At 64.6% G+C, this 18,646-nt stretch carries 21 protein-coding genes; 11 read left to right on the top strand and 10 right to left on the bottom strand.

The genetic code is table 11. The features are described 5' to 3' along the window. Positions 1 to 42: 42 nt before the first annotated feature. Positions 43 to 798 carry a uroporphyrinogen-III C-methyltransferase gene (gene cobA, locus LI953_RS11085; protein ID WP_227076147.1) on the bottom strand — a complete coding sequence of 252 codons (756 nt, stop codon included), beginning with the start codon at positions 796 to 798 and terminating at the stop codon, positions 43 to 45. 247 nt (positions 799 to 1,045) lie between these two features. Here cobA and LI953_RS11080 point away from each other — a divergent pair, with 247 nt between their 5' ends. Beyond that, entirely contained in the window at positions 1,046 to 1,444 is a 399-nt protein-coding gene (locus tag LI953_RS11080) for a cytochrome c family protein (RefSeq protein ID WP_227076146.1), read from the top strand. On the opposite strand, the gene LI953_RS11075 is transcribed toward LI953_RS11080, so the two are convergent. The 3 genes from LI953_RS11075 to LI953_RS11065 all read right to left on the bottom strand — a co-directional run bounded on the left by LI953_RS11075 (position 1,441) and on the right by LI953_RS11065 (position 4,346). Beyond that, positions 1,441 to 2,292, bottom strand: coding sequence for a division plane positioning ATPase MipZ (locus LI953_RS11075; protein ID WP_227076145.1), 852 nt, complete (start codon positions 2,290 to 2,292; stop codon positions 1,441 to 1,443). The two genes, LI953_RS11080 and LI953_RS11075, sit on opposite strands and share 4 nt — an antisense overlap. Before the next feature lie 77 nt (positions 2,293 to 2,369). Beyond that, entirely contained in the window at positions 2,370 to 2,912 is a 543-nt protein-coding gene (locus tag LI953_RS11070) for an NADPH-dependent FMN reductase (protein ID WP_227076144.1), read from the bottom strand. Between the two features lie 18 nt (positions 2,913 to 2,930). Continuing rightward, positions 2,931 to 4,346 carry a nitronate monooxygenase family protein gene (locus LI953_RS11065; protein WP_227076143.1) on the bottom strand — a complete coding sequence of 472 codons (1,416 nt, stop codon included), beginning with the start codon at positions 4,344 to 4,346 and terminating at the stop codon, positions 2,931 to 2,933. A gap of 142 nt (positions 4,347 to 4,488) precedes the next feature. Between LI953_RS11065 and LI953_RS11060 the strand changes: the two genes are divergently transcribed. From LI953_RS11060 to LI953_RS11025, 8 genes are all read left to right on the top strand, one after another. Continuing rightward, entirely contained in the window at positions 4,489 to 5,244 is a 756-nt protein-coding gene (locus LI953_RS11060; protein WP_227076142.1) for a molybdopterin-synthase adenylyltransferase MoeB, read from the top strand. After that, positions 5,226 to 5,738, top strand: coding sequence for an SH3 domain-containing protein (locus LI953_RS11055; protein WP_227076141.1), 513 nt, complete (start codon positions 5,226 to 5,228; stop codon positions 5,736 to 5,738). The genes LI953_RS11060 and LI953_RS11055 overlap by 19 nt, the downstream gene beginning before the upstream one ends. Before the next feature lie 115 nt (positions 5,739 to 5,853). Then, positions 5,854 to 6,300: a GcrA family cell cycle regulator gene (locus tag LI953_RS11050; protein ID WP_227076140.1), complete on the top strand. Its 447-nt coding sequence runs from the start codon at positions 5,854 to 5,856 to the stop codon at positions 6,298 to 6,300. A gap of 184 nt (positions 6,301 to 6,484) precedes the next feature. Next, positions 6,485 to 6,733, top strand: a complete 249-nt coding sequence (locus LI953_RS11045; RefSeq protein WP_227076139.1) for a cold shock domain-containing protein — start codon at positions 6,485 to 6,487, stop codon at positions 6,731 to 6,733. Between the two features lie 121 nt (positions 6,734 to 6,854). Continuing rightward, positions 6,855 to 8,225, top strand: a complete 1,371-nt coding sequence (locus LI953_RS11040; RefSeq protein WP_227076138.1) for a M17 family metallopeptidase — start codon at positions 6,855 to 6,857, stop codon at positions 8,223 to 8,225. Positions 8,226 to 8,587: 362 nt separating this feature from the next. Beyond that, a complete protein-coding gene (locus tag LI953_RS11035) occupies positions 8,588 to 8,968 on the top strand; it encodes a MarR family transcriptional regulator (protein WP_227076137.1) in 381 nt (126 codons plus the stop codon). Between the two features lie 7 nt (positions 8,969 to 8,975). Continuing rightward, a complete protein-coding gene (locus tag LI953_RS11030; RefSeq protein ID WP_227076136.1) occupies positions 8,976 to 9,611 on the top strand; it encodes an outer membrane lipoprotein carrier protein LolA in 636 nt (211 codons plus the stop codon). 31 nt (positions 9,612 to 9,642) lie between these two features. Next, complete coding sequence (locus LI953_RS11025) at positions 9,643 to 10,443, top strand: exodeoxyribonuclease III (RefSeq protein ID WP_227076135.1); 801 nt, start codon at positions 9,643 to 9,645, stop codon at positions 10,441 to 10,443. Positions 10,444 to 10,615: 172 nt separating this feature from the next. On the opposite strand, the gene LI953_RS11020 is transcribed toward LI953_RS11025, so the two are convergent. The 5 genes from LI953_RS11020 to LI953_RS11000 form a co-directional block, all read right to left on the bottom strand. Further along, positions 10,616 to 11,179, bottom strand: coding sequence for a histidine phosphatase family protein (locus LI953_RS11020; RefSeq protein ID WP_227076134.1), 564 nt, complete (start codon positions 11,177 to 11,179; stop codon positions 10,616 to 10,618). Positions 11,180 to 11,183: 4 nt separating this feature from the next. After that, positions 11,184 to 11,801 (bottom strand): glutathione S-transferase family protein, encoded by a 618-nt coding sequence (locus LI953_RS11015; protein WP_227076133.1) that lies wholly within the window; start codon positions 11,799 to 11,801, stop codon positions 11,184 to 11,186. Between the two features lie 29 nt (positions 11,802 to 11,830). Next, positions 11,831 to 12,763: a ribose-phosphate pyrophosphokinase gene (locus LI953_RS11010; RefSeq protein WP_227076132.1), complete on the bottom strand. Its 933-nt coding sequence runs from the start codon at positions 12,761 to 12,763 to the stop codon at positions 11,831 to 11,833. A 63-nt stretch (positions 12,764 to 12,826) separates the two neighbouring features. Then, complete coding sequence (proC, locus tag LI953_RS11005) at positions 12,827 to 13,633, bottom strand: pyrroline-5-carboxylate reductase (RefSeq protein WP_227076131.1); 807 nt, start codon at positions 13,631 to 13,633, stop codon at positions 12,827 to 12,829. A gap of 13 nt (positions 13,634 to 13,646) precedes the next feature. Continuing rightward, positions 13,647 to 14,156, bottom strand: a complete 510-nt coding sequence (locus LI953_RS11000; protein ID WP_227076130.1) for a YbjN domain-containing protein — start codon at positions 14,154 to 14,156, stop codon at positions 13,647 to 13,649. Positions 14,157 to 14,453: 297 nt separating this feature from the next. On the opposite strand from LI953_RS11000, the gene LI953_RS10995 reads away from it, so the two are divergent. Further along, on the top strand, positions 14,454 to 15,182 hold the full coding sequence (locus LI953_RS10995) for a tetratricopeptide repeat protein (RefSeq protein ID WP_227076129.1): 729 nt from the start codon (positions 14,454 to 14,456) through the stop codon (positions 15,180 to 15,182). A gap of 53 nt (positions 15,183 to 15,235) precedes the next feature. On the opposite strand, the gene eno is transcribed toward LI953_RS10995, so the two are convergent. After that, positions 15,236 to 16,513, bottom strand: coding sequence for a phosphopyruvate hydratase (gene eno, locus LI953_RS10990; RefSeq protein ID WP_227076128.1), 1,278 nt, complete (start codon positions 16,511 to 16,513; stop codon positions 15,236 to 15,238). Between the two features lie 146 nt (positions 16,514 to 16,659). On the opposite strand from eno, the gene ilvD reads away from it, so the two are divergent. Then, a complete protein-coding gene (ilvD, locus tag LI953_RS10985) occupies positions 16,660 to 18,519 on the top strand; it encodes a dihydroxy-acid dehydratase (protein ID WP_227076127.1) in 1,860 nt (619 codons plus the stop codon). The last annotated feature ends 127 nt before the right edge of the window (positions 18,520 to 18,646 follow it).

The following is an 18,646-nucleotide window of genomic DNA, read 5'->3' as shown; positions in this document are numbered from 1 at the left end:
GTTATGCGGCCAGATCCTTAAAAAACTATTTTCAGCGGTAAACTATTCCGCCAGCGCCACTGCCAGCGCGCCTTGCGCCGCCATGTCCTCGGCTAAAGCCTGGCCGATGAGCAGCAAGACCGGCCCCTCCGGCGCCGCCGCGGACAAAACCCGAGGCAAACCGCCAAGCGTGCCACGCAACACGCGCTGCCCCGGCTGGCTGGCGTTTTCCACGGCCAGCGCCGGCGTCGCGGGCGCCATCCCGGCCTCGACCAGGTGCGCCGCCAGCCCCGGCAGGGTCTGCGCGCCCATATATACGGCCAGGGTGCCGCCGCCCCGCGCCAGGGCCACCCAGTCATGCGCGGGCAGACCGCCCGCCGCCCCATGGCCGGTGAGGAAATGCACCGAGCGCGCCACCTCGCGCCGGGTCAGCGAAATCTGCAGCGCCGCCGCCGCCGCCGTGGCCGCGGTGATGCCGGGCACCACCTCAAAGGCGATCCCGGCCTGGCGCAGCGCGTCCATCTCCTCGGTGGCGCGGCCGAACACCATCGGGTCGCCCCCTTTGAGCCGTACCACGCGCTGTCCGGCCCGCGCCTCGCGCACCAGCAGGCGGCAGATCTCTGCCTGCGCGGCGGATGTTTTTCCACAGCGCTTGCCGACATCGACAAGTCTTGCTCTGTTAGAGACGAGTTCCAGAATTTTTTCCCCGACGAGGCTGTCATACAGCACAACATCAGCCTGTTGCAGCAGGCGCAGGGCCTTGACCGTCAGCAGATCAGGATCGCCAGGACCTGAACCAACAAGGAAAACACTTGGCATTTTTAAACCACTCGCGGACACAGCTCTCTAATTGGCGGAAATTCGGCCGATTACAAGAAAAATTTTTTCGCCTGTCAGATTATTATTAATGATAACGTATCGTTAGTCTCTGCATTTGCCCACCATCCGGTGACCCGGCGAATTGATCTACGTCATTGCACGGCGGATTGGCCTGCCGCCTGATATTCATCGGCCGAGGTGCCGGGCGTGACCTTGTGCCACCACGATCAACAAGAGGAACGCCACAATGACCCCTTACCGGATAATGACGGCCGCCCTGCTCGGCGGCTTGGCGCTCGCCAGCGCCGCCCAGGCGCAGGACGCCGCCAGAGGCAAGCTCCTATTCGCCACCGAATGTTCAGCCTGCCATAGCGTGATGCCGGGCCAGAATGGCATCGGCCCCAGCCTCGCCAATGTATATGGCATGCATTCGGCCTCACAGCCGGGCTTCAATTACTCGCCCGCGATGAGGACAGCCAATGTCGTCTGGACCGACGATGAGCTTGCCAAATTCCTGATGAACCCCGACCTGATCGCCGCGGGCTCGAAAATGCCGCAGCCGGGAACGGAGATGCATATGGGCGTGCCCAGCGCGCAGGACCGGGGCGATTTGATCGCCTATCTGCGCAGCCTGAACAAGGGTTAGGCGACCATCTCCATCTTGGCCCTGGCCGGCGGCAGCCTGATGGCGCCGACCAGGGCGCGCACCTCGTTGCGCGCGGCGATGTGCGACAGCCCCATGGCGATGCCGATATTCGCCTCGCGCACATCCATCAGCGTCAGCCCGAGCAGATACAGCTCGCGGAAGATCACGCGCTCGCCGAACCCTTTTTGCGTGCGGAAGCCGATGCGCTTGGCCAGCAATTCCAGCGTCTCGCCCACATCGCGCTTGTTGCGTGCTTCCGAGGCGGCGAGCCGGTTGCGCATCACGATCCAGTCCATCCGCCCGCGATCGCGCATGAAACGCTGCTTGCGGGCTTCCCATACCATCTCGGAATAGATGCTCGGATTGACGATATCGTGGTTGTCCGGGTCCACCTTCGCCAGCATGGAGAAATCGACGAAGCTGTCATTGATCGGGGTGATCAGCGTGTCGGCGTAGGAATGGCCGAGACGGGAGAGATGCGTGTCGGCACCGGGGCAGTCGATAACGATCACCTCTGCCCCCGTGCTCTCCAGCTCGGCCATCGCCGCCTCGAAGCGCGCGCGCTCCTCGGCCTCGGCCTCCAGCCGGTTATCGAGGCTGGAGCGATGCACCGGACGGAATTCCGGCAGCGGCAGCTCGATGCCCTTGGCGTCCACGAATTGCCGCCGCGCCGCCAGCGTTCCGGCCAGCGTGCCCTGGCGCGCGTCGAGATCCATCGCGCCCACGCGGTAGCCATCGCGCAGCAGGGCGACGATGATGTGGATCGACGTGGTGGATTTGCCCGAGCCGCCCTTCTCATTGCCCAGCACGACAACATAAGGGCGCGTCCGCGCGGTGATGCTCGACATGTTTCTGCTCCGCTCCTGTTGCGCTTGGTTGGGGGGCGAAGCCGAATCTAGCCGCCCGGCCCGAGTCGCGCAGAGGATTACGGAAGCCTGACCCTGGCCGCGAAGGCGGCAAAACTCTCCAACGCCTTGGCGAGAAAGTCGCGCGTGGCGGTGTCGGTCAGCTTGCCATCGGTGAATTTCTGCGCCGCACCGCCGATAAACACCTCCGGCTGGCCGAGCAATTGCACATTGAGCACGCCCAGCGTCTGCCGCAGTGGGTATTGCGCCCGCGCCGTGCCCAGCGCACCGGGCGAGGCGCCGATGATGGCGGCGGGCTTACCGGCCAGGGTGTTGGCCGGGCGCGAGGCCCAGTCGATCGCGTTTTTCAGCGGCGCGGGGATCGAGGCGTTGTATTCGGGCGTGGCGATGAGCAGTGCGTCGGCGGCCAGAATCTCGGCGCGCAGCCGCTCCACTGGCGCCGGAAAGCGCCCATCCTGCTCCAAATCCTGGTTCATCAGGGGCAAATCGCCAATATTGGCGATATTCAGCTCATGCCCCGCCATTAGCGCCGCCGCCGTGCGCAGCAACGCGGTATTCCAGGAGCCCGCGCGCAGGCTCCCCGAAATCCCCAGAATTTTCATGCCTCACTCCCACCGGTTTTATTTGCCGGTGAGAATGCGCTCCACCAGCTCTTTTACAGTGGGGATGAAGCCGTTGGAATAAAAGGGGTCGCTGCCGAAGCGATAGGCATTATGGCCCGCGAACATCAGGTTGTTCTCGATCGCCTCCAGGTCATCGGGCGCGGCATGAGCGATGTTTTGCAGCGATTTCTGGATGCAGAAGCTGCGCGGATCGGCCTTCTTGCCGTTATCGTAGCTCGGGCCTTCCTGGCTCCAGTTGGAGAACCGGCACTGGCTCAGACACCCCATGCAATTGACCTGATCCTCATGGATTTCCTCGGCATTTTCGCGGGTCACGAAAATCAGGGTGGAATCCGGGGTGCGCAGCGCTTCGGTGAAGCCTTGCGCCTCCCATCCCTTCACCCGCTCATAATCCGGCGCGGTGAGATAGACCGAGCGCTTGCGCGCGCCGACGCCATATTCGACCACATGCTCGCCCACGGGCTCGGGCGAATACGCCACTTGGCGCTCGCTGCGCGCGCGCAACTCCCGCATGAAGCTGTTGTTCACGGCCGAGGAATAAAACCCGGTGGGCGAGAAGCGGTTGAGAAACACATCGCCGGGCTTCAGGGTCAGCAGCCGGTCCTTCCAGCTTTGCGGGATCGGGCTTTCCTTGGTCAGCAGCGGCCGGGTGCCGAACTGGAAGGCGATCGGCCCGATATCCGGGTTGTCGATGTAATCTTCCCAGTCCTCCAGCGCCCATACGCCGCCGGCCATGATGATCGGGGTTTCGCCCAGGCCGAATTCGCGCATTACCTTGCGCAGCGCCACCAGCCGGGGGAACGGGGATTCGGGCTTGGTCGGGTCCTCGGAGTTGGACAGGCCATTATGCCCGCCGGCCAGCCACGGGTCTTCATACACCACGCCGCCGAGCAGCTCCGCCACCTTGGAATAGGCGCGCTTCCACAGCGCCGAGAAGGCGCGGCCCGAGGATACGATGGGATAGTAATGGACGTTGAAGCGCGCCGCGATCTCGGCTAGGCGATAGGGCATGCCCGCACCGCAGGTGATGCCGTTGACAATGCCCTTGGTGCGCTCCAGCACGCCGGTGATCACGCGCTCGGCCCCGCCCATCTCCCACAGGATGTTGGCGTGGATGCGCCCCTTGCCGCCTGAGAGGTCCCAGGCACGCTGGGCCTGCGCCACGCCGCCTTCGATGCCGTAGGCAATCAGCTCCTCATGCCGGTCACGCCGCGTCCTGCCGCGGTAGATCTGCGGGATCACATTGCCATCGGCATCGTAGCTGTCGGCGTTGACGGCCGAGAACGTGCCCGCGCCGCCACAGGCAGCCCAGCTGCCAGCGGTCACGCCGTTGGACACGGCGACACCCTTGCCACCCTCGACCAGCGGAAGAATTTCCGACCCACCCATGCGGATGGCGTTGATAGCCTTCATTAACCCTAACCTTGCTCGGACGGACGCCACCCCCGGATTGGAGCAGACCCCTCAATGCCGCTTGTATTACACATTGACATGAGGCGTGAAGTGTTTTGCCAGGATTTGGCCCCGCGCGCCGCACATAATAATAGAGTAGAGTATGGAACTTAATCTCACAGAAGACGAAATCCAGCGATATTCGCGGCATATCCTGCTGCGTGAGCTGGGCGGCACCGGCCAGGCGCGGCTCAAGGCGGCGCGCGTGCTGGTGGTTGGGGCTGGCGGGCTGGGCTCGCCTCTGGCGCTCTATCTGGCCGCGGCCGGGGTGGGCACGATCGGGCTGGTCGATGCCGACCGGGTTGAGCTCTCCAACCTGCAGCGGCAAATCATGCATGGCGTCGCCAGCCTGGGCCGGGCCAAAACCGCCTCGGGCGCCGAGGCCCTGACGCGGATCAACCCTTTGGTGCAGGTGGTGCAGCACGAGACCCGGCTGGACGCGGGCAACGTCGCCGCGCTGCTGGCCGATTACGACATCATCTGCGACGGCACCGATAATTTCACCACCCGCTTTCTGCTCAACGACGCTTGTGTCGCCGCGGGCAAGACGCTGGTCAGCGCCGCCGTGCTGCGCTTCGAGGGGCAACTCTCCACCTTCAAGCCGCATGCGGGCGGGCCGTGCTATCGCTGCCTGCACCCCGAGCCGCCGCCCGAAGGCATGGTGCCCTCCTGCTCGGAGGCCGGGGTGCTGGGGGCGGTCACCGGCGTGATGGGCACGCTGCAAGCGACCGAGGTGATCAAGGAAATCACCGGCATCGGGCAGTCGATGTCCGGCTGGCTGCTGATATGGAACGCCCTCGACGCGCAATTCCGCAAGATCAAGCTGAACAAGGATCCCGCATGCCCCGTCTGTGGCTGATACTCCCGCTGCTCCTGCTCTGCGCCGCCGCGCCCGATCCTGGCCAGGGGCCTGGGCCCGCGCTGGGGCAGGTGACCAAGCTGCCGGTGCCGCGCTTCGTCTCGCTGCGCTCAGACCAGGTGAATTTCCGCGCCGGGCCGGGTTTCCAATATCCTGTGAACTGGGTGTACCAGCGCGCCGGGCTGCCGGTGGAGATCATCGGCGAATTCGATGTCTGGCGGCAGGTTTTGGCCCCCGATGGCGGCACCGGCTGGGTGCATGAGGCCACCATTCGCGCCCGGCGCGGTTTTTACGTCACCGCCACGCAGGCCGTGCTGCATTCCGGGCCGAGCCAGGGCTCCGGGGTCGTGGCTTATCTCAGCCAGGGCGTGAGCGGCGCCCTGCTGCGCTGCGCCGCCGGCGCCGCGTTTTGCAAGGTTTCCACCGGGCACGAGACCGGCTATCTGGCGCGCGCCGATTTTTGGGGCGCCTTCCCCGGCGAGGCGGTGAAGTGAGCGCATAAAATTCCGGTTTTCCACAGAAAAGGACTCGGACGCCCTTCCCTAGATATTGCGAGACCATGCCCCGGCCTATACTGTATTTGGTAGCCGCAACTGGGGGACCCACAATATGGAGTGGACAGACGAGACCATCGCCAAGCTCAGGACGCTTTGGGCGGAAGGGCTTTCCACGGCCGAGATCGGCCGGCGTTTGAACATTTCCAAGAACGCGGTGGTCGGCAAGGCGCATCGGCTGAATCTGCCGGCCCGCCCCTCCCCGATCCGCCGCCTGGAGGGTGACGCCACCCCGCGCCAAGCCGCGCCCAAGCGTACCCAGGGCCCCACGCTGCCGCCGCTCGCCGCCTCCATCGGCGCGCCGATGCCGGCGCTGCGCGCGATCATGCCCGCCGCGAAGGCCGCGCCGCGCGCCACGCCGTGCTGCTGGCCCATCGGCGAGCCCGGCAAGCCGAGCTTCCATTTTTGCAATGCCGCCGCCGCCGCCGGTAAGCCGTATTGCGAGGAGCACGCCGCCATCGCCTATGTGCGCGTGCGCGACAAGCGTGAGGACGCAGCCTGACACCCCCGCCGAGAGCGCCATAACGTCAGCAAGACAAACCTCTTGTTTACGTAATCCTCCGCTGCGCCGCAGCACTTCTTTTGATTGCCCAGCGAAATCATTGCGCCTAAATTAACTCCGCCGGACAAAAGCGCCGGCGGGTTTGACGCATGTCCGGGACAACCGGGCCAAGAAAGGTATCAAAATGGAAACGGTGCAGGAAGACCAGAACCGCCCCGAGGGGGCGTCGCTCACGGGTGTCGTGAAATGGTTCAACCCCGGTAAGGGCTATGGGTTCATCGCCCCGGATACCGGTGGGAACGATATTTTCGTGCATATCAGCGCCGTGCAGCATGCAGGCTTGCGCAAGCTCAACGAGGGTGAGCGCGTGCGCTTCGCGCTGCAGCAACGCGAGGGCCGCGTCGCCGCTGTTGGCATCGAGCGTCTGCACTAACCCGCCTCGCCGGGCCGTCTAACCAGGCCGGCGGAGCCGCTCCGCCGGCCTTTTGTTTTTTGCGGTCAATTGGCGGATCGCATCCCATGCTATAGAGCGCCCGCAACGAAGGGGCTTGAGCATGAGCGGACACATCGCGGGGCTGGCGGATGACGATGTGGCGGGCCTGCCGTTGCATGGCGTGCGGCCCAGCGGGCTGGACAATTTGTTGCGCCAATGGCCGCAGGCCGCGGCAACCGCGCAATTACAAAATTTCACGGCCGCGCCTGGGCAGATTTTGCTGCTGGCCGACGGCGCCAGGCCAACCCGCGCCCTGCTCGGCCTCGGCAGCGCCCCAGCGGTGCATGGTTTCGGTGCCTGCGCGTTCGGCCTTCCGACAGGCAGCACCTGGGCCATCGCCCCGGGTGATTACACGGCGGAGGATGCCGCCCTCGGCTTTCTCCTCGGCGCCTACCGGTTCGACCGGTTAAAACAAAAACCCGCCACCCCCGCCAAGCTGGCCAGAAACAGCGTGCCGCCCCGCGCCGCGATCCTCGCCGGCGCCGCCACGCTAACGCGGGATCTCATCAACACACCCGCCAACCTGCTCGGCCCCGCCGAACTCGCTGACGCCGCCATGCACCTCGCGGCGCGCCACGGCGCGCAGGCAGAGCGCGTCAACGGCCCTGCCCTGACCACCCGCTACCCAACCCTCACCGCCGTTGGCGCGGGCTCTGAGCGCGCGCCGGAGGCCGTGATCCTGCGCTGGCGTGGCAGCCAAGCCGGCGACGACGCCCCCCTGATCTCACTCTGCGGCAAGGGTGTTTGTTTCGACACGGGCGGTTACGACCTCAAACCCAGTTCGGCGATGTTACGCATGAAAAAGGACATGGGCGGCGCCGCCATCATGCTCGGCCTGGCGCAGACGGTCATGTTAATGAATCTGTCCATTCGCTTAGAGCTGCGGATTGGCTGTGTGGAGAACAGTATCTCTGGCCACGCCATGCGACCTTCAGATGTATTGCGCACGCGCGCTGGACTTTCGGTTGAAATCGGCAACACCGATGCTGAAGGTCGGCTCGTGCTCTGCGATCTTCTCGCCGAGGCGGCGGAGGCGAAGCCGCGCTGGCTGATCGACGCCGCGACCCTCACCGGCGCCGCGCGCGTCGCGCTTGGCCCAGACTTGCCAGCTCTATTCTGCAACGATGACGAGATGGCCGAGCGCCTGCTGCACGCGGGGCGGGAAACCGCCGACCCGCTCTGGCGCCTGCCGCTGCATGATGGCTATGCCGCCTGGCTGGACAGCCCGGTTGCCGATCTGTGCAACGTCTCCAACAAGCCGCATGCGGGTGCAATCACCGCGGCTTTATTCCTGCAACGTTTCGTAGCGGCTGGCATCTCCTGGGCGCATATCGATGTCTATGCCTGGAACGATACGGCGCGCCCCGGACGGCCCGAAGGCGGCGAGGCGCAAACCTTGCGGGCTCTTGCCACCGCACTTGAAACATTCTGAAATCAGACCCACTAAGTTATTACATTATCTTGTTAAACGTGTGTTTCATCTAACAGACCGGAACGATACACCGTTAACATCGCCGCTGCCGCGTCGCTAAAACAGCGTGTAATAATCGTCAGAATTGCAGAAATTTATGCTTTTTTTGGACAAATCAACGCCAAGGTTGTGCGTTTCGACACAGTACCGTTAGCTGGCGCTAATGACGAACCGTTAATAAATCCGACAAAGAAATTCTTCCAATACAACCTTCGACTATTGGAGTTTCATAATTACTTAGTGTACTAAATCTTCTCACCGTATCGGCTGTGCCGTTCGTTGCGATACCATTACGCACCTCGATGCTTAAGGATAAAAAGATTATGGCTGCTGCGCCGCTCTCCTCTGACCAACTGGTTGGGATACTCCGCGATACAATCGTCTCCCTGGTCCGCCGGGAAGGCGTCGATCTCTCAGCCCGTCAGCTTGGCGTGTTTCTCACCTGCTATCTGACCGAAGGCGCGCATACCGTGCGTGGCTTGGCACAGGAGCTGAACGTCTCGAAGCCGGCAATCACCCGCGCGCTCGATCGGCTGAGCGAGCTCGATTATATCCGCCGCAAGGTTGACCCCGCCGACCGGCGCAGCGTGCTGGTGCAGCGTACCGTGAAGGGGGCTGCTTTCCTGCGCGAAACGCGCCATATTATGGCTGATGCTCTCGCCGCGAACAAAACCGAATCCGCCAGCCGCCGCAACGCCGGCTAAATCCTCCATGATCCGCCGCCGCGCCTTGGCGGCGTTGCTTTTGGGGCTAGGTGTGGCCGCGCCCGCGGCCGCCCAGACCACGCCTCTGCAACTCAGCGCCGACGATCAGGCCTTGGTGTCGCAGGTTGAGGCCTATCTCAACGACCAGAAGGGGCTGAGCGCCAATTTCCTTCAGGTCGCGTGGGATGGCTCGACCCGTACTGGCAAGGCTTGGCTGCAGCGCCCCGGGCGCATGCGCTTTCAATATGATCCGCCCGATCCAGCGCTACTCGTCGCCGGATTCGGCACGCTGGTGTATCACGACCCATCGGTGAACCAGACCTCCTATATCCCGCTCAACAGCACGCCGCTCGGCATCCTGCTGGCCGAGCATGTTAATCTCACCTCCTCCAACACCGTCATTACCGGCATCCAGCGCCTGCCCGGCGAGGATGACATCACCCTGATCCGCAAGGATAAGCCGGGCCAGGGCACGCTCACCCTGGTGTTCGGCACCAATCCGCTGCAACTGCGCCAATGGGTCGTCACCGACGCTCAGGGCAAGCAGACCCGAGTCAGCCTGTATGACATCCTGCCCGGCGGCCCTTACCCCGACTCGCTGTTCACCTTTGAGGCGCATGCGCCGCAGCCTTCCGGGGGGTAGTTTTTCGCGCCGGCTGCTGTAGGAAGGCCCGATGCAACTCACCATCGCCACCTGGAACATCAACTCGCTGCGTCTGCGTCAGTCGCTACTGCACGAGCTCGTCGCCGAACTGCGGCCAGATATCATCTGCCTGCAAGAAACCAAGGTGCCGGATGAGCTGTTCCCCGAAGGCATCGGCGCCGAGATCGGCTTCCCGCACATGCTCAAGCGGGGCATGAAGGGCTATAACGGCGTCGCCATTCTCTCGCGCCTGCCATTGCGGCTGGCCGAAAACACGCCGGATTGGTGCGGCAAAACCGATTGCCGCCATATCTCCGCCGAGGTGGAGACCGGCGGCGCGCCGATCACCCTGCATAATTTCTACGTGCCCGCGGGCGGCGATGTTCCAGACCGCGCGCAGAACGAGAAATTCGCGCATAAGCTCGACTTTCTGGCCGAGACCAAAGCGCATTTCGCCGCTTATCCGCCGCATCGCGCGGTGCTGGTTGGCGACCTCAACATCGCGCCGCTGGAGCATGATGTCTGGAGCCACAAGCAGTTGCTCGATGTCGTCAGCCACACGCCGGTCGAGGTCGCGGGGCTGAATGCCTGGATGGCGCAAGGCTGGCACGACGCGATGCGCCATTTCGTTCCGGCGGACCAAAAACTTTACACCTGGTGGTCCTACCGCAACCGCGACTGGGCGGCCTCCAACCGCGGGCGCCGACTCGACCATGTTTGGGTCACGCAAGACCTTGTCGGCGGCTTGCAAAATTGTCAGGTGCTGCGCACGGCACGGGATTGGGCTCAGCCTTCAGATCACGTGCCGGTTGCCGTAACATTAAAACTGTAACGCATATGCCGCATGGCTAAAGCGTGGAATCATCGCGACTCCCGCGGGCGTTTTGCGCCCATATAGCGCGCCGATGGAGTTGTCCTATGAAGTTCACCTTGCCTAAACCCGCGATCATCGGCCTCGCCTTTTTGGCGGGCATGGCCCTGGCGGCGCTAACCAGCTAGGCGCATCAAGCGTCCTGCTCTGGCAGGCGTACCTGCCAGCCATCATCTTCCGGCACGCAAAACATTGGTACCGCGTTGGGGGTGAGCCCTTGCTTGGGCAGGCGCATCAGGTCGCGCAGCGCGCGGAAGATGCCGCCATGCGCCACGATCAGCAACGGCCCCTGCCTACCGCTCAGCACCCGCTCCATCGCGTCCTCAACCCGCGCCAATACCTCAAAGAACGTCTCCGCGCCCTCGGGGGTGTAGCGCCCTTCCAGCCACTCGCTGAACCACGGGTAAAGCGGCTTGCCTTCCATGCCGCCAAACACCACCTCGCGCAGCCCGGCCTCATAGCTTACCGGCAGATTCAGGAAGTCATTCACGATATCAGCCGTTTCGCGCGTGCGCTGCATCGGCGAGCAGATGATCGTGGTGATCCCCTGCCCCGCCAGCATTGGCCCGGCCGCGGCTGCCTGGGCCCGGCCGGTCGCATTCAGCGAGATATCGAGCGCGCCCTGGCTCAGCCCTGCAGCGTTATAATCCGTCTCGCCGTGGCGGAGAAACCAAAAGGGAACGCGAGGCAGGGCCAAGGGCTTACGCGAAGCCTTCCGCCGCCAGCGTGCGCTGCACCGCCGGGCGGGCGCACATGCGCTCATAATGCGCCTTCAGGTTCTCGGGCATCGGCAGGTTCAGCCGCGCCCCGGCCCAGAATTCGAGCATGAACAAGGCCAGATCGCCGATCGAATATTCACCCAGGAGATAGGTTTTTTCGCCAAGCGTATGGCTGAGCAGCTTGAAGCCATCAGCGATAATATCGCGCCCGGTTTGCTGCACGGCCGGTTCGTCCGCCTTGGTCGGGGTAAACGCACCAGAGCGGAAGATACGAGTGAACCCGCGCATATGCACGGTGGCGATCATGTAATCCAGCACTTCCAGCAGGCGGGTTTCGCCTTCCAGATCCGCCGGAATCATGCCCAGCTGCGGGTTGGATTTCGCCAAATACCAGGCGATCGCGGGCCATTCCGTGACCAGCGTGCCGTCGTCGCGCAGCAGGGCCGGCACCTTCGCCTTCGGGTTGATGTCGGTATATTCGTGCTTAAACTGAGCACCTGTGAGGAAATCGACCTTCAGCAGTTCATAGGGTTTGCCGATCTCCTCCAGCAGCGCATGGATCCCGATTGAGCAGGCTCCCGGAAAATAGAAGAGTTTCATCGGCGCTTCCCTTATGTTTTGCGAAACTGTCAGTCGAACAGCGAGCTGACCGAGCTTTCGGTGGAGATACGGCGCATCGCCTCGGCCAGCAGCGGGGCAATGGAAAGCTGGCGGATATTATGCGCGAGCCGCACCGCTTCCGTGGCCATGATCGAGTCGGTGATCGTCATCATCTCGATCGGCGAGGCTGCGATGCGCGCCACCGCGCCACCCGAGAGCACGCCGTGCGACACATACACCTCAACCGATTTCGCGCCCGCGGCCAGCAGCGCCTCGGCGGCGTTGCACAGCGTGCCGCCGGAATCGACGATGTCATCGACCAGAATGCAGTCGCGCCCCTTCACCTCACCGATGATGTTCATCACCTCGGACACCCCGGCGCGCTCGCGGCGCTTGTCGATGATGGCGAGATCGGTGTTCAGGCGCCGGGCGATGATGCGCGCGCGCAGCACGCCGCCAACATCGGGCGACACGATCATCGGCGAGCGGCTGGCGAAGCGCTCCTCGATATCGCGCGAAAACAGCGGTGCGGCAGGCAGATTATCCACCGGAATGTCGAAGAAGCCCTGGATCTGCCCGGCATGCAAATCCATCGTCAGCACGCGGTTGGCGCCAGCCTCGGTAATGAGATTCGCCACCAGCTTGGCGGAAATCGGGGTGCGCGGGCCGGATTTACGGTCCTGGCGGGCATAGCCGAAATACGGGATCACCGGGGTGATGCGCCGGGCCGAGCCGCGGCGGAGCGCATCGCAGGTGATCAGCAGCTCCATCAGATTGTCGTTGGTCGGGTAAGAGGTGCTCTGGACAACGAACACGTCCTCGCCGCGCACATTCTCCTGGATTTCGACGAACACCTCCATATCCGCGAAACGGCGGATCGAGGCTTTCGCCAATGGCAGGTTCAACCCTGCCGCCACAGCTTCGGCCAGTGGGCGGTTGCTGTTGCAGGCGACAATCTTCATGCTGGCTATTCCCGGTACAGGTCTTGACGGGCGGGGTGTAGCAATCAGGTCCTGGAATGTAAATTAAGACGAGAGCTCTCGTGACCGTTCTGTTGCAGCCTGAATCGCCTGTTTGAACGTTTTTGGCCAGGCGTCATCCGCGCGCAACACTGCCAGGGCGCGCTCGGTCGTGCCTTTGGGCGAGGTCACCGCGATCCGCAGTTGCGCCGCATCCTCGTCGGAAGCCGCGAGCAGCGCGGCGGAGCCGATCACGGTCTGGCGGGCCATCTGCCGCGCCAGCGCCGGGGGCAGGCCCTGGTCCAGCCCCGCCTGCTCCATCAGCTCGGTGAGCAGAAAAACATAGGCCGGACCGCCGCCCGAGATCGCCGTCACCGGGTCTAGCAGCCCCTCCTGCGCCACCCAGGCGATCTCGCCGGTGGCGGCCAGCAGCGTGTCGGCCAGGGTCTTCTGCGCCGGCGTCACCGCCGCGGCGGCATAGGCCACGGTGATGCCCTGGCGCACCGCCGCCGGGGTATTGGGCATGGCGCGCACGATCGCCGCCGGGGCGGCGAGCATCCGGCTGACCGCATCCACGGTCTTGCCTGCCATGATGGAAATGAATACCGCCTGCCCCGCGTATCGCGCATAGGCGGGCAGCGCCTCGGCCGCCATCTGCGGCTTCACGGCCAGCACCACGGCGGCGGGCGCGAACCCCGAAGGGATCGCCGCCGCCGCCGGTACCACGGTCACGCCCGGCCCCGCCAGCTTGGCGGCCTCGGGCGAAGGGTCCACGACGACGGCCTGAGACAGGCCACGCTCGCGCCAGCCGGCGAGCATGGCGCCGCCCATACGGCCACCGCCGACGAGCAGGAGGGAGGGAAGATCAGTCATGCGCGGCGTTATGTCACGCTTCGCCGGCGCACTCCAGCATCGCCGCGTCCAGCGCCTCATCGGCACTCTTGCCGCCCCAGAGCACGAATTGGAAGGCTGGGAAGAAGCGCTCGCATTCGGTGATGGCGATGTCCACCATATCCTCCACCGACTCGGCCGAGGCGCTGGGCGTGCCGCGCAGCAGCACCGTCTGGCGATACACCGGCATCCCGGTTTCCTCATCCATGCCGAAATGCCCGACCCAGAGCCGCTCATTCGCCTTGGCCAGCAGCTCATACAGCGCCGCGCGCTGCTTCACCGGCGCCTTCATGTCGAACGCGCAGGAGAAATGCAGCACCGAGATTTCGTCGGACCAGCAGAAGAACAGCCCGTAATCGCACCATTTGCCATTGGCCTCGGCGGCCAGCTCGGCATCCGAGCGGCGGTCAAACATCCAGTCATTGCCGGCGATCACCTGTTCAACCAGATCGAGGGGATTCGAGACGGTGGCGGTATCGTCTTCATGAAGGGCGAGGCTCGTCATCACCAAGTCTCCTTGCGGCCAGATGTGCCGGGTGAGACGCTGCTGGGACGCCGAGCCTCAGTGTTTCTCCCCGCGACTCCGAGTCTAAGCGGATTCCCCAATACGGCGCAACGAAAACCGATTTCGTAGGGAATGCGCTAAAACGGTTAACTAGCCGTTAATACCTCTGCCGGAGCGTAACAGGCCGTTACCCAATTGGCGCACGCATTTCATCCCCTCGGGCAAAGCGGTGTGCTAATATACCCGCATGGATATTGACCCGTCGCCCCCATATTGGGGGCAGACACAGGAGTTTCGATGAACAAAGTCTTCTTTGCCCCGTTCGCGCTGGCTGGCGCGCTGCTGCTCGGCACCGCCGCGCAGGCGCAGACGCCGCACGACATTCAATCCATGATCGCCGCCGGTCAGGAGACCCAGGCCGTGCAGGCGCTCAACAATGTTTTGACGCAGCACCCCAATAGCGGCGTCGCCTGGTATCTGCTGGCCGAGGCGCAGGATGCCCAGGGCCATGAATCCGCCGCCGCCCAGGCCCTGGCCAAGGCGCAGCAGATCGCGCCCGGCCTGCCCTTTGCCAATGCGCAGGACGTCGCGGCCCTGCAGGCGCATGTCGCCGCCGCGCCGCCGCGCCCAGCCGCGCACCATGCCAGCCCCGCGCTCATGGTGATTGGCGGTCTGGTCCTGATGTTCCTGCTGCTGCGGCTGTTCGGGCGGCGGCGCGCTTATGCGCCGTATGGCGCCCCCGGCATGCCGGGCGGACCGACCGGCTACGGCAACCCCGGCTATGGTCCGGGCGGCGGGTTCGCGGGCTTTGGCGGCGGCGGGCTGGGCGGCTCGCTGCTCGGCGGGCTGGCGGCGGGCGCCGGGTTCGCGGCCGGTGAGCGCATTATCGACGGCATGATGGGCGGCGGCTCAGCCCAGGCGGCCACGCCGGATTTCCCTGATCCGGGCCGCGATGACGGGCTGCTCGGCAATCCTGGCTGGGATGATTCCGGCGGCGGCGGCATCGACACCAATAGCTGGTCGTAACAAAAAAGCCCCGGCAAGTGCCGGGGCTTTTCATTTGTGCCGCGGCGCGGCGCTTACACGCGGCGCATCAGCGGGCCATAATAGCGGGCAGTGCCACCGAGCTCGGCCTCGATGCGGATGAGCTGGTTATACTTCGCCATACGGTCGGAGCGGGCCAGCGAGCCGGTCTTGATCTGCCCGCAATTGGTCGCCACCGCGAGGTCCGCGATGGTGGCGTCCTCGGTCTCGCCCGAGCGGTGCGACATCACGGCGGTGTATCCGGCGCGGTGGGCCATCTCCACGGCTTCCAGCGTCTCGGTCAGCGTGCCGATCTGGTTCACCTTCACCAGGATGGAGTTGGCGGTGCCCGCCTCGATGCCGCGGCGCAGGCGCACCGGGTTGGTCACGAACAGATCATCGCCCACCAGCTGAACCTTGCCGCCCAGACGCTCGGTCAGCATCTTCCAGCCCGCCCAGTCATCCTCGGCGCAGCCATCTTCGATCGAGGCGATCGGGTAGCGCGCGCACAGATCGGCCAGATAGTCGATCATCTGCCCGGCGTCGAAGGTCTTGCCCTCGCCTTCGAGCTTATACACGCCGTCCTTGAAGAATTCGGTGGAGGCGCAATCCAGCGCGAAGGTGACATCCTCGCCCGGCTTATACCCGGCGGCCTCGCAGGCCTTGGCGATGAAGCCCAGCGCCTCGTCGGCCGATTTCAGGTTCGGAGCGAAGCCGCCCTCGTCGCCGACATTGGTGTTGTGCCCGGCATCGTGCAGCTTCTTCTTCAGCGTGTGGAAGATCTCGGCGCCAATGCGCACCGCCTCGGCGATCGAGGAGGCGCCAACCGGCTGGATCATGAATTCCTGGATGTCGATCGGATTGTCGGCATGCTGGCCGCCATTCACGATGTTCATCATCGGCACCGGCAGGGTGCGGGCCGACACGCCGCCCACATAGCGGTAGAGCGGCAGGCCGTTATCGACGGCGGCGGCCTTGGCCAGGGCCAGCGACACGCCGAGAATGGCGTTGGCGCCCAGGCGGGCCTTGTTCGGGGTGCCGTCCAGGTCGATCAGGATATTGTCGATGCCGACCTGGTCCTCGGCATCCAGCCCGCCGATGGTGTCCAGGATCTCGCCCTCCACGGCCTCGATCGCCTTCAGCACGCCCTTGCCGTTGTAGCGGCTCTTGTCGCCATCGCGCAGCTCAACGGCCTCATGCGCGCCGGTGGAGGCGCCGGACGGCACGGCGGCGCGGCCAAACGCGCCGGATTCCAGCAGCACATCCACTTCCACGGTGGGGTTGCCCCGGCTGTCGAGAATTTCCCGGGCGACGATATCGGCAATGGCGGTCATCGGACTGGCTCCTGCTTGATGATGCCGCGCGAGTAGCCCAGCCACGCCCCCCAAGCAAGCACTATTGGCCTTGGCGGTTGCCATTCCTTACATAGAGGGATAACCCGGAAGCCATCATTTTCCGGCCCTCAGCTCAGGACGCACCCATGCCCGCATACCGCTCCCGCACCTCCACCTCCGGCCGCAACATGGCTGGCGCCCGCGCGCTGTGGCGCGCCACCGGCATGCAGGATGGCGATTTCAACAAGCCGATCATCGCCGTCGTCAACTCCTTCACCCAGTTCGTGCCCGGCCATGTCCACCTCAAGGATCTCGGCCAGATGGTCGCGCGCGAGATCGAGGCGGCGGGCGGCGTCGCCAAGGAGTTCAACACCATCGCGGTGGATGACGGCATCGCCATGGGCCATTCCGGCATGCTCTACTCCCTGCCCTCGCGCGAGCTGATCGCGGATTCGGTGGAATACATGGTCAACGCCCATTGCGCCGACGCCATGGTCTGCATCTCCAATTGCGACAAGATCACGCCGGGCATGCTGATGGCTGCGATGCGCCTCAACATCCCGGCCATCTTCGTCTCCGGCGGGCCGATGGAGGCGGGCAAATACATCCATGGCGGCAAGACCGAGGCGCTGGACCTGATCGACGCCATGGTCGCGGCGGCCGACCCCAACGTGTCGGACGAAGAGGCCGCGGGCATGGAGCGCTCCGCCTGCCCCACTTGCGGCTCCTGCTCCGGCATGTTCACCGCCAACTCCATGAACTGCCTCACCGAGGCGCTCGGCCTCTCGCTGCCCGGCAATGGCAGCCTGCTCGCCACCCATGCCGACCGCAAGGAATTATTCCTCGAAGCCGGGCGCAAGATCGTGGACCTCGCGCGGCGCTGGTATGAGCGGGACGACGCCACCGCCCTGCCCCGCGGCATCGCCACCTTCGAGGCGTTCGAGAACGCCATGTCGCTCGACATCGCCATGGGCGGCTCCACCAACACGGTGCTGCACCTGCTGGCCGCCGCCGAGGAGGGCGGGGTGAATTTCACCATGGCGGATATCGACCGGCTCTCGCGCCACGTGCCCAATCTGTGCAAGGTGGCGCCCTCCAAGGCCGATGTGCATATGGAAGACGTGCACCGCGCCGGCGGCATCATGGCCATTCTGGGCGAGATGGCGCGCGGCGGGCTGCTGCATACCGGCGTGCCGACCGTGCATGCCCCCACGTTGGGCGACGCCATCGCCGCCTGGGATATCTGCGCCCCCGGCCATACCGGCAACGATGCCGCCTCCACCCTGTTCCGCGCCGCGCCCGGCGGCGTGCGCACCACCGAAGCGTTCAGCCAGTCCCGCCGCTATGAGGCGCTGGATACGGACCGCGAGAAAGGCGTGATCCGCGACATCGCCCATGCCTTCAGCCCGGATGGCGGCCTCGCCGTGCTCACCGGTAACATCGCGCTGGATGGCGCGATCGTGAAGACCGCCGGCGTCGATCCCTCGATCCTGAAATTCTCTGGCCCCGCCCGCATCTTTGAGAGCCAGGATGACGCGGTCTCCGCCATTCTCGGCAACCGTATCAAGGCGGGCGATGTCGTGCTGATCCGCTACGAAGGCCCGAAAGGCGGCCCCGGCATGCAGGAGATGCTGTACCCGACCAGCTATCTGAAATCGAAGGGCCTGGGCAAAGCCTGCGCGCTCATCACCGATGGCCGCTTCTCCGGCGGCACGGCGGGGCTCTCCATCGGCCATGTCTCGCCGGAAGCGGCCGAGGGCGGCGCCATTGGCCTGGTCGAGGAGGGCGATACCATCGAGATCGATATCCCCAACCGCGTGCTGCGCGTGGCGGTGAGCGACGATGAATTGGCCGCCCGGCGCGCGCGCATGCAAGCCAAGGGGAAAGACGCCTGGACGCCCAAGCGCGAACGCCACGTCTCCCCCGCGCTGCAAGCCTATGCCGCCATGACCACCAGCGCCGCCCGCGGCGCGGTGCGCGATGTGACCCAGCTCAAGCGCGGCTGAATACAAAAAGGCCATGCTCCTCGCGACATGGCCTTTTTCGTTTGAGGCTCAAAAGACGCCGCTTTTGTAAACAAGCGGCACAAAAACTTCGGTTCGTTTTACGCCACAGCCGCGCGCGAGTAGGCGT

Source organism: Acidocella sp. KAb 2-4, from assembly GCF_020567705.1.
Taxonomy (GTDB): Bacteria; Pseudomonadota; Alphaproteobacteria; order Acetobacterales; family Acetobacteraceae; genus Acidocella.
Note: the sequence above shows the minus strand (reverse complement) of the source record. Positions and strands in the feature narration are given on the sequence as shown.